At 71.4% G+C, this 12,664-nt stretch carries 14 protein-coding genes; 5 read left to right on the forward strand and 9 right to left on the reverse strand.

The features are described from left to right. Positions 1 to 366 precede the first annotated feature (366 nt). The 4 genes from AB0B86_RS17945 to nadA all read right to left on the reverse strand — a co-directional run bounded on the left by AB0B86_RS17945 (position 367) and on the right by nadA (position 4,606). Positions 367 to 927 (reverse strand): XRE family transcriptional regulator, encoded by a 561-nt coding sequence (locus tag AB0B86_RS17945; protein WP_357410926.1) that lies wholly within the window; start codon positions 925 to 927, stop codon positions 367 to 369. A gap of 203 nt (positions 928 to 1,130) precedes the next feature. Further along, complete coding sequence (locus tag AB0B86_RS17950) at positions 1,131 to 1,724, reverse strand: DUF3043 domain-containing protein (protein ID WP_357410924.1); 594 nt, start codon at positions 1,722 to 1,724, stop codon at positions 1,131 to 1,133. A 114-nt stretch (positions 1,725 to 1,838) separates the two neighbouring features. Next, positions 1,839 to 3,194, reverse strand: coding sequence for a UDP-N-acetylglucosamine 1-carboxyvinyltransferase (murA, locus tag AB0B86_RS17955; protein ID WP_357410922.1), 1,356 nt, complete (start codon positions 3,192 to 3,194; stop codon positions 1,839 to 1,841). Positions 3,195 to 3,406: 212 nt separating this feature from the next. Continuing rightward, on the reverse strand, positions 3,407 to 4,606 hold the full coding sequence (nadA, locus tag AB0B86_RS17960) for a quinolinate synthase NadA (protein WP_357410920.1): 1,200 nt from the start codon (positions 4,604 to 4,606) through the stop codon (positions 3,407 to 3,409). 67 nt (positions 4,607 to 4,673) lie between these two features. Here nadA and AB0B86_RS17965 point away from each other — a divergent pair, with 67 nt between their 5' ends. The 3 genes from AB0B86_RS17965 (at position 4,674) to AB0B86_RS17975 (ending at position 7,483) form a co-directional block, all read left to right on the forward strand. Next, entirely contained in the window at positions 4,674 to 5,813 is a 1,140-nt protein-coding gene (locus AB0B86_RS17965; protein ID WP_357411020.1) for a glycerate kinase, read from the forward strand. A 169-nt stretch (positions 5,814 to 5,982) separates the two neighbouring features. Next, complete coding sequence (gene erpA / locus AB0B86_RS17970; protein ID WP_238661535.1) at positions 5,983 to 6,351, forward strand: iron-sulfur cluster insertion protein ErpA; 369 nt, start codon at positions 5,983 to 5,985, stop codon at positions 6,349 to 6,351. A gap of 154 nt (positions 6,352 to 6,505) precedes the next feature. Next, positions 6,506 to 7,483, forward strand: coding sequence for a carbohydrate kinase family protein (locus tag AB0B86_RS17975; protein ID WP_357410918.1), 978 nt, complete (start codon positions 6,506 to 6,508; stop codon positions 7,481 to 7,483). A 113-nt stretch (positions 7,484 to 7,596) separates the two neighbouring features. Here AB0B86_RS17975 and AB0B86_RS17980 read toward each other — a convergent pair whose 3' ends face one another. Further along, positions 7,597 to 7,830 carry a sulfurtransferase TusA family protein gene (locus AB0B86_RS17980; protein ID WP_357410916.1) on the reverse strand — a complete coding sequence of 78 codons (234 nt, stop codon included), beginning with the start codon at positions 7,828 to 7,830 and terminating at the stop codon, positions 7,597 to 7,599. Next, positions 7,827 to 8,978, reverse strand: a complete 1,152-nt coding sequence (locus AB0B86_RS17985; RefSeq protein ID WP_357410913.1) for an aminotransferase class V-fold PLP-dependent enzyme — start codon at positions 8,976 to 8,978, stop codon at positions 7,827 to 7,829. Before AB0B86_RS17985 ends, AB0B86_RS17980 begins: the two co-directional genes overlap by 4 nt. A gap of 230 nt (positions 8,979 to 9,208) precedes the next feature. Between AB0B86_RS17985 and coxB the strand changes: the two genes are divergently transcribed. Continuing rightward, on the forward strand, positions 9,209 to 10,180 hold the full coding sequence (gene coxB / locus AB0B86_RS17990; protein ID WP_357410911.1) for a cytochrome c oxidase subunit II: 972 nt from the start codon (positions 9,209 to 9,211) through the stop codon (positions 10,178 to 10,180). 9 nt (positions 10,181 to 10,189) lie between these two features. After that, the gene (locus AB0B86_RS17995) at positions 10,190 to 10,615 is read left to right on the forward strand and encodes a cytochrome c oxidase subunit 4 (protein WP_357410909.1); all 426 of its coding nucleotides are present in this window, start codon (positions 10,190 to 10,192) and stop codon (positions 10,613 to 10,615) included. A 149-nt stretch (positions 10,616 to 10,764) separates the two neighbouring features. Here AB0B86_RS17995 and AB0B86_RS18000 read toward each other — a convergent pair whose 3' ends face one another. The 3 genes from AB0B86_RS18000 to AB0B86_RS18010 all read right to left on the reverse strand — a co-directional run bounded on the left by AB0B86_RS18000 (position 10,765) and on the right by AB0B86_RS18010 (position 12,659). Then, entirely contained in the window at positions 10,765 to 10,971 is a 207-nt protein-coding gene (locus tag AB0B86_RS18000; RefSeq protein WP_357410907.1) for a hypothetical protein, read from the reverse strand. A 140-nt stretch (positions 10,972 to 11,111) separates the two neighbouring features. Next, on the reverse strand, positions 11,112 to 12,173 hold the full coding sequence (gene trpD / locus AB0B86_RS18005; RefSeq protein ID WP_357410905.1) for an anthranilate phosphoribosyltransferase: 1,062 nt from the start codon (positions 12,171 to 12,173) through the stop codon (positions 11,112 to 11,114). Positions 12,174 to 12,263: 90 nt separating this feature from the next. After that, positions 12,264 to 12,659, reverse strand: coding sequence for a hypothetical protein (locus AB0B86_RS18010; RefSeq protein WP_357410903.1), 396 nt, complete (start codon positions 12,657 to 12,659; stop codon positions 12,264 to 12,266). Positions 12,660 to 12,664 lie beyond the last annotated feature (5 nt).

The following is a 12,664-nucleotide window of genomic DNA, read 5'->3' on the forward strand; positions in this document are numbered from 1 at the left end:
CGCCACACCCGGCCACGCGGCCGACTCCGGTCGGAGGTGAGCTGTCCGCAGCCGTCGCCGGCTGATCGCCGGGCGTCCGGTCGCCGCCTGCCACACCCCGGTGGCCGGCTCGCGTCCGCTCGCTCACGGCGTTGTCACCTCGTTGCAAATTGTCGTGCCGGGGCCTCGCCTGCCGGTCAGGTCACCCGTGCCGGCAGGCCGTGGCTGCGGATGGAGGGTAACGGCGTGGGCTCGCTCACCGCCACTGTGGTGCCGCCACGGGCGCAAACGTTATCCCAATGGTTTCGGACATTTGGCCCTATAACCGAATCTGGTCTCCGACCCTACCGCATCCGACGGTCGCTGGGCTCGGGCTGATCGCCGCCGTCAGGGATGCTCCAGGATGAGAACCGCGAACGTGCCGCGAGCGAGCGCCTCGTAGCGGTGCGGAGCATCGCCGGGAAACGCCGCGTAGTCACCGGGTCCGAGTTCGACAGGGGCCGTCTCGGGGCCGACGCGTAACCGGCCGGCGGCGACCACCACGTGTTCGATGCTGTGGGGGGTGTGCCCGTCCGCGGCCCGGACCGCGCCCGGCTCCAGCTCGATCAGGTAGACGTCACGGCGCAGGTCTGCCGTCCCGGCGGTGAGCAACGTGCCGGCGAAGTCGGCCTGCTCGGAGCGGACCCGGGGCCCGTCGCCCGCCCGGACCACCCGGATGGCGTCGTCGACGGGTTCGACAAGCCGACTGAACGGTACGCCGAGCGCCACGCCGAGCGCCCAGAGTGTCTCCACGCTCGGATTGCCGGTGCCCGACTCCAGTTGGGAGAGGGTGGATTCGTCCACCCCCGCCCGGCGGGCGAGCTCGGTAAGCGAGATGCCCACCCGTTCCCGTTCCCGGCGCAGGGCGGCGGCGACGGTGGCAAGCGGGGCGGCCGGTTCCGGAGGCATGCGTCCGCTCCCTCGGTTCGGCGTTCGTGGTGGCGAACAGCGGCAGCCTGTTCAGCAGGGTGAACCCTGCGTACGGTACAACGAACAGCCCTCGCCCGGATGCCGCACCACGTGCCTGCCCTCGACCCGCCCGGTTACGGCGACACCGCTGCCGCCGGGGGGCCGGGACAGCGGTGTCGTCGATGCGTGGTGGGAAGTCGGCGTCAGACCTTGTCGCCGAGCTTGACCTGCGGGGCCGGGGCGCGCATCCGCCGGAAGGTGATCGACCGCATGACCGCGTAGAGGAAGAGCGAGCCCATCTTCTGGTCGGTCTTCGGGAAGCGCTCCCGGACCAACTTGCTGATCTTGCGGCAGATCAGCACCGAGTCGACGACCACACCGAGGGCCAGCACACCCCAGAGCACGTTGGAGATCAACTGGACCAGCGCGGGCATTTCCTTGTTCGACCCGATCAGCACGATCAGCGCGCCGCCGAAGAACCAGGTGCCGACGGTACGCCGGGAGTCGACCACGTTGCGGGCCAGCAGCCGCTCCGGGCCGCGGTCGCGCGGTCCGCCCTCACGGCGAAAATCCGACGCGGCTTCGGCGCGCAGTTGGCGACGACGCTCCCGCTCCTCCTCCTTGGTGAGGGGGCGGCTGGGGCCAGCCGGGCGGCGGCCGACGGTCGGCCGCTTCGGCGTCTCCCGACCCTTGGCCGGGGTGTAACCCCGGGGACGCTCGGCGGTCTCCTCGGGGGTCACCGAGGAGACGGCCTCGTCGACGAGGTCGGTGGACTTGCGGCGAAAGAGCGACGGCACGCGGCAAGGGTAGCCAACGGTCCGCGCCCGGTGCACATCGCGGTACAGCGGCCGACGGCTCCGGGTCGCAGCGCGACCCGGAGCCGTCGTAGCCCGAACGAGAGGTGACCGAGATTACGGACGCTCGGCGTGCGCGCCCAGGTCGGCGAGCTTCGCCTCGAAGTCCTCGTAGCCCCGGTTGATCAGGTCGACGCCGTACACCCGGGAGGTGCCCTCGGCCGCGAGCGCCGCGATCAGGTGGCTGAACCCGGCCCGCAGGTCCGGGATGACCAGGTCGGCGGCGTGCAGCTTGCTCGGCCCGGCGATCACCGCGGAGTGCTTGAAGTTGCGCCGGCCGAAGCGGCACGGGGTGCCGCCGAGGCAGTCCCGGTAGACCTGGATGTTGGCGCCCATCGAGTTGAGTGCCTCGGTGTAGCCCAGGCGCTGCTCGTAGACCGTCTCGTGGACGATCGACAGGCCACGGGCCTGGGTGAGCGCCACGACCAGCGGCTGCTGCCAGTCGGTCATGAACCCGGGGTGCACGTCGGTCTCCAGCGCCACCGCGTTCAGCTCACCGCCCGGGTGCCAGAAGCGGATGCCGCCCTCCTGGCCCGGGTCGCCCAGCTTCGGCGCACGCGCGTCGGTGACCTCGTACTCGCCACCGACCGAGCGGAAGATGTTCAGGAAGGTCATCATGTCGGCCTGCTGCGCGCCGAGCACCTCGACGTGGCCACGGGTGGCCAGGGCGGCGGCCGCCCAGCTCGCCGCCTCGATCCGGTCCGGGATCGGCCGGTGGGTGTAACCGTGCAGCTTCGGCACGCCCTGGATCTCGATCACCCGGTCGGTGTGGACCTTGATGATCGCGCCCATCTTCTGCAGGATGCAGATCAGGTCGATGATCTCCGGCTCCACCGCGGCGTTGCGCAGCTCGGTGACGCCCTCGGCCATGACCGCGGTCAGCAGCACCTGCTCGGTGGCGCCGACGCTCGGGTACGGCAGGGCGAACTTGGTGCCGTGCAGCCCGTTCGGCGCGGACAGGTGCAGACCCTCCGGCCGCTTCTCGACAGTGGCGCCGAACTCGCGCAGCGCCTGCAGGTGGAAGTCGATCGGACGCGGGCCGATGTGGCAGCCGCCCAGGTCGGGGATGAACGCGTGCCCGAGCCGGTGCAGCAGCGGGCCGCAGAACAGGATCGGAATCCGGCTCGAACCGGCGTGCACGTTGATCTGGTCGGTGCTGGCGCTCTCCACGTTCGCCGGGTCGAAGACGAGCTCGCCGTCCTCGGCGCCGTCGGTGACCTTGACGCCGTGCAGACCGAGCAGACCCCGGACCACCTCGACGTCGCGGATCTTCGGCACGTCGAACAGCCGGCTCGGGGTGTCGCCGAGCAGCGCGGCGACCATCGCCTTCGAAACCAGGTTCTTCGCGCCGCGCACGCGGATCCGCCCTTCGAGCGGAGTGCCTCCGTGCACAACCAAGACGTCGTCGGTCAACGCAACCTCCAGCGCGTCGGTGCTGCTGTGTTGTTGGTGGGGAGCCCGAACGTTGTTGCTACCCCGGATGCGGCCAGGTTGAAACGGCTCGCGTGTGTAGTCGCCCCGGCAGCATAGCCCTCCGTGACGAAAAAGGATTCCGTCACATCGGCGTGTGTGGCATTAATCGGTGATCCGGCACTTTTGCGTACCAAGAGCGCTACGGATCGTGATCAGGACACCGCCGGCGGCGGGGTGTCCGCACCGGGCAGGGCGAGCATCTGGTCCAGCGCGACCCGGGCGTGGTACGCGGTGTCCGCGTCCACGGTGATCTGGTTGACCACCCGGCCCGCGACCAGCTCCTCGAGAGCCCAGACCAGGTGGGGCAGATCGATCCGGTTCATCGTCGAGCAGTAGCAGACGGCCTTGTCCAGGAACATGATCTGCTTGTCCGGGTGGGCCAGCGCGAGCCGGCGGACCAGGTTCAACTCGGTGCCGAGCGCCCACGCCGAACCGGCCGGAGCCGCCTCGACGGCCTTGATGATGTATTCGGTGGAGCCCACGTAGTCGGCAGCGGTGACCACCTCGTGCCGGCACTCCGGGTGGACCAGCACGTTGACGCCCGGCACCCGCTCGCGGACGTCGTTGACGCTGTCGAGGGTGAACCGGCCGTGCACCGAGCAGTGCCCCCGCCAGAGGATCATCTTGGCGTCGCGCAGCTGCTCCGGGGTGAGCCCGCCGCCGGGCTTGTGCGGGTCGTAGAGCACACAGTCGTCAAGCGACAGGCCCATCTCCAGCACCGCCGTGTTGCGGCCCAGGTGCTGATCGGGCAGGAAGAGCACCTTCGAGCCCTGCTCGAACGCCCAGTCCAGGGCCCGCTTGGCGTTGGACGAGGTGCAGACCACGCCGCCGTTGCGGCCGACGAAGCCCTTGATGTCGGCCGACGAGTTCATGTACGTCACCGGCACTGTCTCGCCAGCGATGCCCAACTCGGCAAGCGTGTCCCAGGCGGCCTCGACCTGGCCCAGGACCGCCATGTCCGCCATCGAGCAGCCCGCCGCCAGGTCCGGCAGGATCACCCGCTGGGCGTCGGTGGTGAGGATGTCGGCGCTCTCGGCCATGAAGTGCACACCGCAGAAGACGATGTACTCCGCGTCCGGCCGGGCCGCGGCCTCCCGGGCCAGCTTGAACGAGTCGCCCGTCACGTCGGCGAACTGGATCACCTCGTCGCGTTGGTAGTGGTGCCCCAGCACGAAGACCTTGCTGCCCAGCTTCGCCTTCGCCGCGGTGGCGCGGGCGACCAGATCCGGGTCGCTCGGCGCCGGTAGGTCACCCGGACACTCGACGCCGCGCTCGGTGTCGGGGTCGCTGCCCCGGCCGAGCAGCAGCAGAGCCGTCGCGGTGTTGGAGGGTTCCAGCCAGGTCGAAGTCACCCAGCCATGGTCCCACAGCAGGAGCGCGACGCATCTTCCCTCGGTGTGGGCTGCCACACTGCTCGGCATGCGCGTGCTGCTCTGCCCGGACAAGTTCGCCGGCACCCTGTCCGCACCGGAGGTGGCCGCCGCGGTGGCCGACGGCTGGCGCACCGTCACCGACGGCGACGAGCTGCTGATCCGACCACTCGCCGACGGCGGTCCCGGCTTCGTGGAGGTGCTCGCCGAGGCCCTCGGTGGCCGGCGGATACCGGTGGCCACCGTCGACCCGCTGGGCCGTCCGGCGGCCGGTGAGATCCTGCTCACCGCCGACGGCGCGACCGCCTACCTGGAGAGCGCCCAGGCCTGCGGGCTGCACCTGCTCGCCACCGCCGAACGGGACCCGAAGGCCACCACCTCGTACGGGCTGGGTCTGCTGGTGGCCGCCGCGGTGGAGAGCGGCGCCCGGACGGTGGTGATCGGGCTGGGCGGCTCCGCCACCAACGACGCGGGAGCCGGCATGCTCACCGCACTGGGCCTGACCCCACTCGACGCGGGCGGCGCCGCGCTGCCGTACGGCGGGGCGGCGTTGGCCCTGGTCGACGCCCTCGACGGCGTACCCCGGCTGCGTGGCGTCCGGCTGGTCGCGGCCACCGACGTGGACAACCCGCTGCTCGGCCTGCACGGTGCGAGCAACGTGTTCGGTCCGCAGAAGGGCGCCGACCGGGCGGACGTGCTGCTGCTCGACGCCGCGCTCGAACGTTTCGCCCAGCTGCTGGAGCGCGAGCTGACCGGCTGCCCGGCGGGGCTCGGCACGTTGCCCGGAGGTGGGGCCGCCGGTGGCATCGGCGCGGCCATCCTCGCCCTGGGCGGCGGCTGCGAGTCGGGAATCGGCCTGGTCACCCGGGCCACCCGACTGGACGCGGCCCTGGACAGCGCCGACCTGGTGATCACCGGCGAGGGGTCGTTCGACCACCAGTCGCTGCGCGGCAAGGTCGTCGCCGGGGTGGCCGGTGCCGCCCGCGACCGGGGAGTGCCCTGCGTGGTGGTGGCCGGGCAGGTGAGTACCGGCCGGCGGGAGGCCGCCTCGGCCGGGGTTACCGACGCGTACAGCCTGGTCGAGCACTTCGGCGGCGAGGAGCGCGGCGGGCTCGACGCCGCCCTGAGCCGACCGGCGGCGGGGCTGCACGAGCTGGGCGCGCGGCTGGCCCGGCAGTGGAGCCGCTGAGGGCGCCGAGCGTCCGTCACCGGGGTCGACCTGCGGCGGCGATCACGCCACGCGGGTGAGTTGGGCCGGGGCGGCGTAGGATCGGGAGCGGACCACAATCGGGAATCACTGGACGGCGCACAGCGTTGCCCAGTGCGTCCGGACCCACACCGCGCAGGGAGACTTCCACGTGACCACGCCAGCGCAGACCGAGTCGACCGAGGCCCAGGCCCCTACTTCCGTCGTCCTCACCGACGTCGCGGCGCAGAAGGTCAAGGCCCTGATCGAGCAGGAGGGCCGCGACGACCTGCGGCTCCGCGTCGCCGTGCAGCCGGGCGGCTGTTCCGGCCTGCGGTACCAGCTCTTCTTCGACGAGCGTTCGCTCGACGGTGATGTCGTCACCGACTTCGGCGGCGTCGGGGTCGTCGTCGACCGGATGAGCGCCCCGTACCTGTCCGGCGCGACGATCGACTTCGCCGACCGGATCGACGCCCAGGGCTTCACCATCGACAACCCCAACGCGGGCAACTCCTGCGCCTGCGGTGACTCGTTCAACTGAGTCACGCACCACACAAGCGATGACGGGGCCGTCCTACGGGGCGGCCCCTCGTCGTGCCGGTGTCCCGCTGGTTGCCGTTGTCAGACCGACCGGAGACCGTCGGGTGGCCGGGCCGGTAGGCTGACCGCGCCCTGCTCCCGACCCCGAGGTTGACATGAAGATCGCCGTGACCGGCTCGATCGCCACCGATCACCTGATGAGCTTTCCCGGTCGCTTCGCCGACCAGCTCATCGCCGATCAGCTGCACAAGGTGTCCCTCTCCTTCCTGGTGGACGATCTCGTGCTCCGTCGCGGTGGCGTCGCGGCGAACATCTCCTTCGGCATGGGGCAGCTCGGGATGCGCCCGGTGCTGCTCGGCGCGGTCGGAGCGGACTTCGCCGACTACCGCTCCTGGCTGGAGCGCCACGGCGTCGACTGCGACTCGGTGCACGTCAGCGAGGTGGCACACACCGCCCGCTTCGTCTGCACCACCGACACCGACATGTGCCAGATCGCCTCGTTCTACGCCGGCGCGATGAGCGAGGCCCGCAACATCGAGCTGGCCCCGGTCGCCGACCGGCTCGGCGGCCTGGACCTGGTGCTTGTCGGCGCCAACGACCCCGAGGCGATGCTGCGGCACTCCGCCGAGTGCCGCACCCGCGGGTACGCGTTCGCCGCCGACCCGTCGCAGCAGCTCGCCCGGATGCCCGGCGAGGACGTGGTGGCGCTGATCGAGGGCGCCGAGTACCTGATGACGAACGACTACGAGAAGTCGCTGTTGCAGAGCAAGGCGAAGCTGAGCGACGACCAGCTGCTGGACCTGGTCAAGGTCCGGGTGACCACGCTGGGCAAGCACGGTGTGGAGATCGCCGGGCAGGGCATCGACCCGATCCACGTACCGATCGCGCGGGAGACCCGGGCGGTCGACCCGACCGGGGTGGGCGACGGCTTCCGGGCCGGGTTCTTCACCGCGCTCTCCTGGGGGGTCGGGCTGGAACGGGCCGCCCAGGTCGGCTCGCTGCTGGCCACGCTCGTCCTGGAAACCGTCGGGACCCAGGAGTACGACGTCCGCCGCGACCTGTTCGTCAAGCGCCTTGCCGAGTCCTACGGCGACGTCGCCGCCGACGAGGTCCGCCCCCACCTTCTCCCGTAGCCCCGACCCCGCGCCGCCGTGCGGCGTCGATCATGGAGCCGTGGTGGCCGGATGGTGGCTTATGCGCCCTTTTGTCCCCACCACAACTCCATGATCGACGCGTCTGGCGGCCGTCAGTGCAGGCGGCGGACGTCGTAGGCGGGGCCTTCGGGCCCGTCGACCGACCCGAGGAACTCCTGGCCGCGCATCCGGCACCAGGCGGGAATGTCGACCGCCGCCGCCGGGTCGTCGGCGAGCACCCTGACCACCGTGCCGACCGGCACCCGCGGCAGCCGCCGGGCCGCCGCGATCACGGGCAGCGGGCACCGCTGCCCCCGACAGTCGATCACCTCGTCCGGCATCGTCACAGCCCCACCACCCCCGCCTCGGCGCGCAACTCGGCGACGATCCCGGGCAACTCGCCGAGAAAGCGTTCGACGTCCGCCTCGGTCGTCTCCCGGTGCAGGCTGACCCGCACGTTGCCGTGCGAGAGCACCCCCATCGCCTCCAGCACGTGCGACGGCCGCAGCGTGGACGACGTGCAGGACGAACCGGACGACACGGCGAAACCTCGCCGGTCCAGCGCGTGCAACAGTGCCTCACCGTCGACGTACAGGCACGAGAAGGTGACCAGGTGGGGGAGCCGGCGTACCGGGTCGCCAACTACCTCCACGTCGGGCACCTCCACCGCGACCCGGGTCCGGATCCGATCCACGAGCGTGGCCAACCGGGTCGCCTCGGCCGCCGCGTCCGCCGCCGCCGCCCGCAGGCTCGCCGCCGCCGCCACCACCGCCGGCAGGTTCACCACCCCAGGGGTACGCCCACCCTCCCGCTCGTCGGCCGGCCAGGGCGACTCCCAGCGGGTGCCCTTACGCACCGCCAGCACCCCCACCCCGGGCGGGCCACCCCACTTGTGGGCGCTGGCGCTGAGCACCGACCAGCCGGCCGGCAGGGGCACCCGGCCGACCGACTGCGCGGCGTCCACGTAGAGCGGCACCCCCACCTCGGCGCAGGCGGCAGCCGCCTCGGCGACCGGCTGCACGGTCCCCACCTCGTGACTGGCAGTGATCAGCGCGGCCAGCGCGACCCCGGGCGCGTGGACGGCGGCCGACCACGCGGGCAGGTCCAACCGACCCAACCGGTCAACCGGTACGTCGGTCGCGGTCCCGCCGGCCGCCACGTGTCGCTCCGCCGCGTGCAGCACCGCCGAGTGCTCGATCGCCGAGTGCACAAGCGTCGACCCGACCCGGTGCCGGGCCGCCAGGGCACCGAGCACCGCGCCGTGCGCCGCTGTCGTACCGCTGGGGGTGAAGGACACCTCGTCCGGGCGGACGCCGAGCGTCACCGCGGTGGCCTCGCGGGCGGCGTCGAGCAGCTGCCGGGCCCGGCGGGCCTGGGCGTAGAGCTTGCCCGGGTCGGCCCAACCGTCGTCGAACGCGGCAAGCAGCGCCTGCCGCGCGACCGGATGCATCGGCGCGGCGGTCGCCGCGTCCAGGTAGACCGGGGATGCGCTCACAGATCCGCCTTCGTTCGCGACTGCGGGGCTCGCAACCCCGGCTCGCTCCTCGCGCTCACAGATCGACACGGTATCGCGGCGGTATGCCCATCATCCCCCCAATGGGGGGCGGACAGTGACCCCACCACGGTCGAGTCCGTCATGGTCGAGTAATCTGCGACCGTCGGTGACGCCTTTGCCGCCGGTGCTGACGAAAGACGCACCGCGGCGCGCTAGGGAGGCAGGACCAGGTGGTCGCAAGGAGTTCGGAGGTACGGCCGTCGGCCGTACGGCACAGCGCTTCGCCAGGGGTCGGTGGACGCCGGGGGCGTGGTGCTGGTCGGTTGGCCGGGCTCGGTCTCAGTGGCGTGGCGCTGCTGGTCCTGCTCACGGGCTGTGATGTGGGCCGGGCCTTTGACGGCTTCGGCTGGCCGCAGGGCGGCATCTCGGCGGAGTCCAAGCGGATGTACGACCTGTGGATCGCCTCCTGCATCGCCGCGCTCGCGGTAGGCGTCTTCGTGTGGGGCCTGATCTTCTGGTGCGTGGTGCGCTACCGCAAGCGTGGCAACACGCTGCCGGTGCAGACCCGCTACAACCTGCCGATGGAGTTCCTCTACACCATCGCGCCGATCCTGATCGTCTCCGTGCTCTTCTACTACACGGCGATCGTGCAGACCGACGTCGACAAGTTGTCGAAGAACCCGGACGTCACTGTCGAGGTCGTCGCCTTCAAGTGGAACTGGCAGTTCAACTACCGCGACGGCCAGGGCCCGGAGGCCCGCACCACCGCGTCGACGCTGGGCACCAGCGAGGTCATTCCGGTGCTGGTGCTTCCGACCGGCCGGTCCATCCGCTTCGAGGAGACCAGCCGCGACGTCATCCACTCGTTCTGGGTGCCGGAGCTGCTGTTCAAGCGGGACGTCATGCCGGGCAAGATCCGCAACGTGTTCGAGGTCTCCAGTCTGGACGCCGAGGGCGCCTACGTCGGTCGCTGCGCCGAACTGTGCGGCAGCTACCACGCGTTCATGAACTTCGAGCTGCGGGTGGTCTCGCCGGAGAAGTACGACCAGTTCCTGGCGGCCAAGCAGAGCGGCAAGTCGACCCAGGACGCGCTGACGCAGATCGGTGAGCAGCCGTACGCGGAGACCACCCAGCCGTTCGACACCCGGCGGACGCAGGACAACTTCAACCCGGACAAAGTTCCGGCCCGCACGGGAAGCTGAGGCAGCCGCATGAAGACCGAGTGGCGTATCTTCCTGATCATCGCCGGGTTCCTCCTCGGTGCCACCATCCTCTACGGCGCCTGGACCAACGGTGCGTCCGGCGGCATCGAGTGGGTGGGCACCGTGGCCCTGCTGCTGTCGTTCCTGCTCTGCTCGATGTGCGGTGGCTTCTTCTGGTTCGTCTCCCGCCGCATCGACCTGCGCCCCGAGGACCGTCCGGACGCCGAGATCGCCGACGGCGCCGGTGAGGTCGGCTTCTTCAGCCCGGGCAGCTACTGGCCGTTCGGTCTGGCCCTGGCCGCCGCGATCGCCGCGCTCGGTCTGGTGTTCTGGCAGTACTGGTTGATCGGCGCCGGCCTTGTCGCTGTCGTCTTCTCCGCCTGCGGGCTGCTGTTCGAGTACTACAGCGGCACCCGGCGCACCGCCGAACACTGATCCAACCGGTCGCCCGTCGCGACCGACCCCGTACACCACGAAGGCCCGCACCCCACCGGGGAGCGGGCCTTCGTCGTGGCGCGACCCGATCGGGGCGCGGAGGTCGCGGGTGGGCCGTCGTCGCGCTCGGCCGGGCGGTGCGGGAAGTCTCAGGCGGCGTGACGGCGGGTGGGCTGGCGGCGTCGACGCTCGGCCAGCCGGGTGACCGCAGGCGTGAACGTGGCGATCAGCACTGCCGCGCCGCAGCCGGTGCAGACCAGCTCGGGACAGTCGGTGTCGTGGCCGTCGACGCAGGGCGGCGGCTCGAACGGTGCCACGCCCTCGCAGACATCGCAGTAGAGCTCGCGGTGCGACACGGGTGTCTCCTTCTCACTCCAGGCGAACCGCCCCCGGATGCGACAACTACCGACAACGGAAGCGGAGAACTACTCGCCTGTAGTTTTCCACGCGGGTCCGACAAATCTCCGCTCAGCACCGGCCGGTGGAGGGTGACGCGTCAGACGGGCGCCGGCCCGAGGGCCGCCGCGGTCTTGATCCAGCGGTCCAGGGTCGCGGCGGCCGCGCCGGAGTCGATCGACTCGGCGGCCCGGTTCATCCCCGTGCGCAGCGCCTCGGTCAGGTCGCCGTCGAGCGGACCCTGGGTGGCCAGCGCCGCGGCGGCGTTGACAAGTACCGCGTCCCGGACCGGACCCGTCTCACCAGCCAGCAGGCGACGGGCCACCCCGGCGTTGTACGCGGCGTCACCGCCCCGCAGCTCCTGCAGGGTGGACCGGGGCACCCCGAGGTCCGTCGCGTCCAGCACGGCCTCACGTACGGTGCCGTTCTGGGCCGCCCAGACCCGGGTCGGCGCGGCAGTGGTGAACTCGTCCAGACCGTCCTCGCCGCGCATCACGATCGCCGAGTCGCCGCGGGCGGCGAACACGCTCGCCATCACCGGGGCCATCCGCAGGTCGAAGCAGCCGACCGCGCCGGACCGGGGACGGGCCGGGTTGGTGAGCGGGCCGAGGAAGTTGAAGAAGGTGGGCACCCCCACCTCGCGGCGGATCGGACCGGCGTGCCGCATCCCGGGGTGGAAGCGGGCCGCGAAGCAGAACCCGATGCCCGCCTCCTCGACGCAGCGGGCCACCTGTTCGGGGCCGAGGTCGAGCGGAATGCCGAGGAACTCCAGCAGGTCGGCCGTGCCGCACAGGGAGGAGGCGGCCCGGTTGCCGTGCTTCACCACGCGTACGCCCGCGCCAGCGACCACAAGCGCTGTCATCGTGGAGATGTTTACCGTGTGGGCGAGGTCACCGCCGGTGCCGACCACGTCGAGCGCGGTGCGGCGCAGCTCCTCGGGAAGCACCACCGGCACCGAACGGCCCAGCATCGCCTCGACGAGACCGGCAAGCTCAGCCGGGGTCTCGCCCTTGGCCCGCAGCGCGATGGCGAAGCCGGCGATCCGCGCCGCGCTCGCCGAACCGGTCATGATCTCGTCCATCGCCCAAGCCGTGTCGGCGGTGGACAGCTCCTCGCCGTGCAACAGCGAGTTGAGCAGGTGCGGCCAGGTCCGATCGCCCATGGCGGGCCTCCCGAGCGTGCGAAGTGCGGGTGGGCTGGAACCGGCGCCGGTGGGTCCGGCGCCGCGACCGTGCCAGACAGCTGCGGGACGTCAGGCGGGCGCGTGCGTCCGCAGCAGCTCGGCCACCGTGCCGCCGGTGGTCACCGGGTCGAGCGGGTGCACGAGCGTGGCGTCGACCTCGGCGTACGCCGCGAGCCATCGGTCCGCGGCGCGGGCGATCACCAGGCAGGTCGGGGGAGCGTCGTCGCGATCGTCCTTGATCTGCCGGGCGATGCCGATGCCACCACCCGGGCTCGCCTCACCGTCGAGCAGCAGCAGGTCGATCTCGTAGTCGTCGACCAGCCGGATGGTCTCCGCGTAGGTCGACGCCTCGACGAACTCGATCTGCAGGCCGGGCGCGGGCCGGGTGCCGACGGCCATCCGCATCCGCTCACGGACCTGCGGGTCGTCGCTGTAGAGCAAGACGGTGCAAAGACGATCACTCATGACGT

Origin of the sequence: Micromonospora sp. NPDC049047, assembly GCF_040649135.1 — a bacterium.
Classification (GTDB): Bacteria; Actinomycetota; Actinomycetes; order Mycobacteriales; family Micromonosporaceae; genus Micromonospora.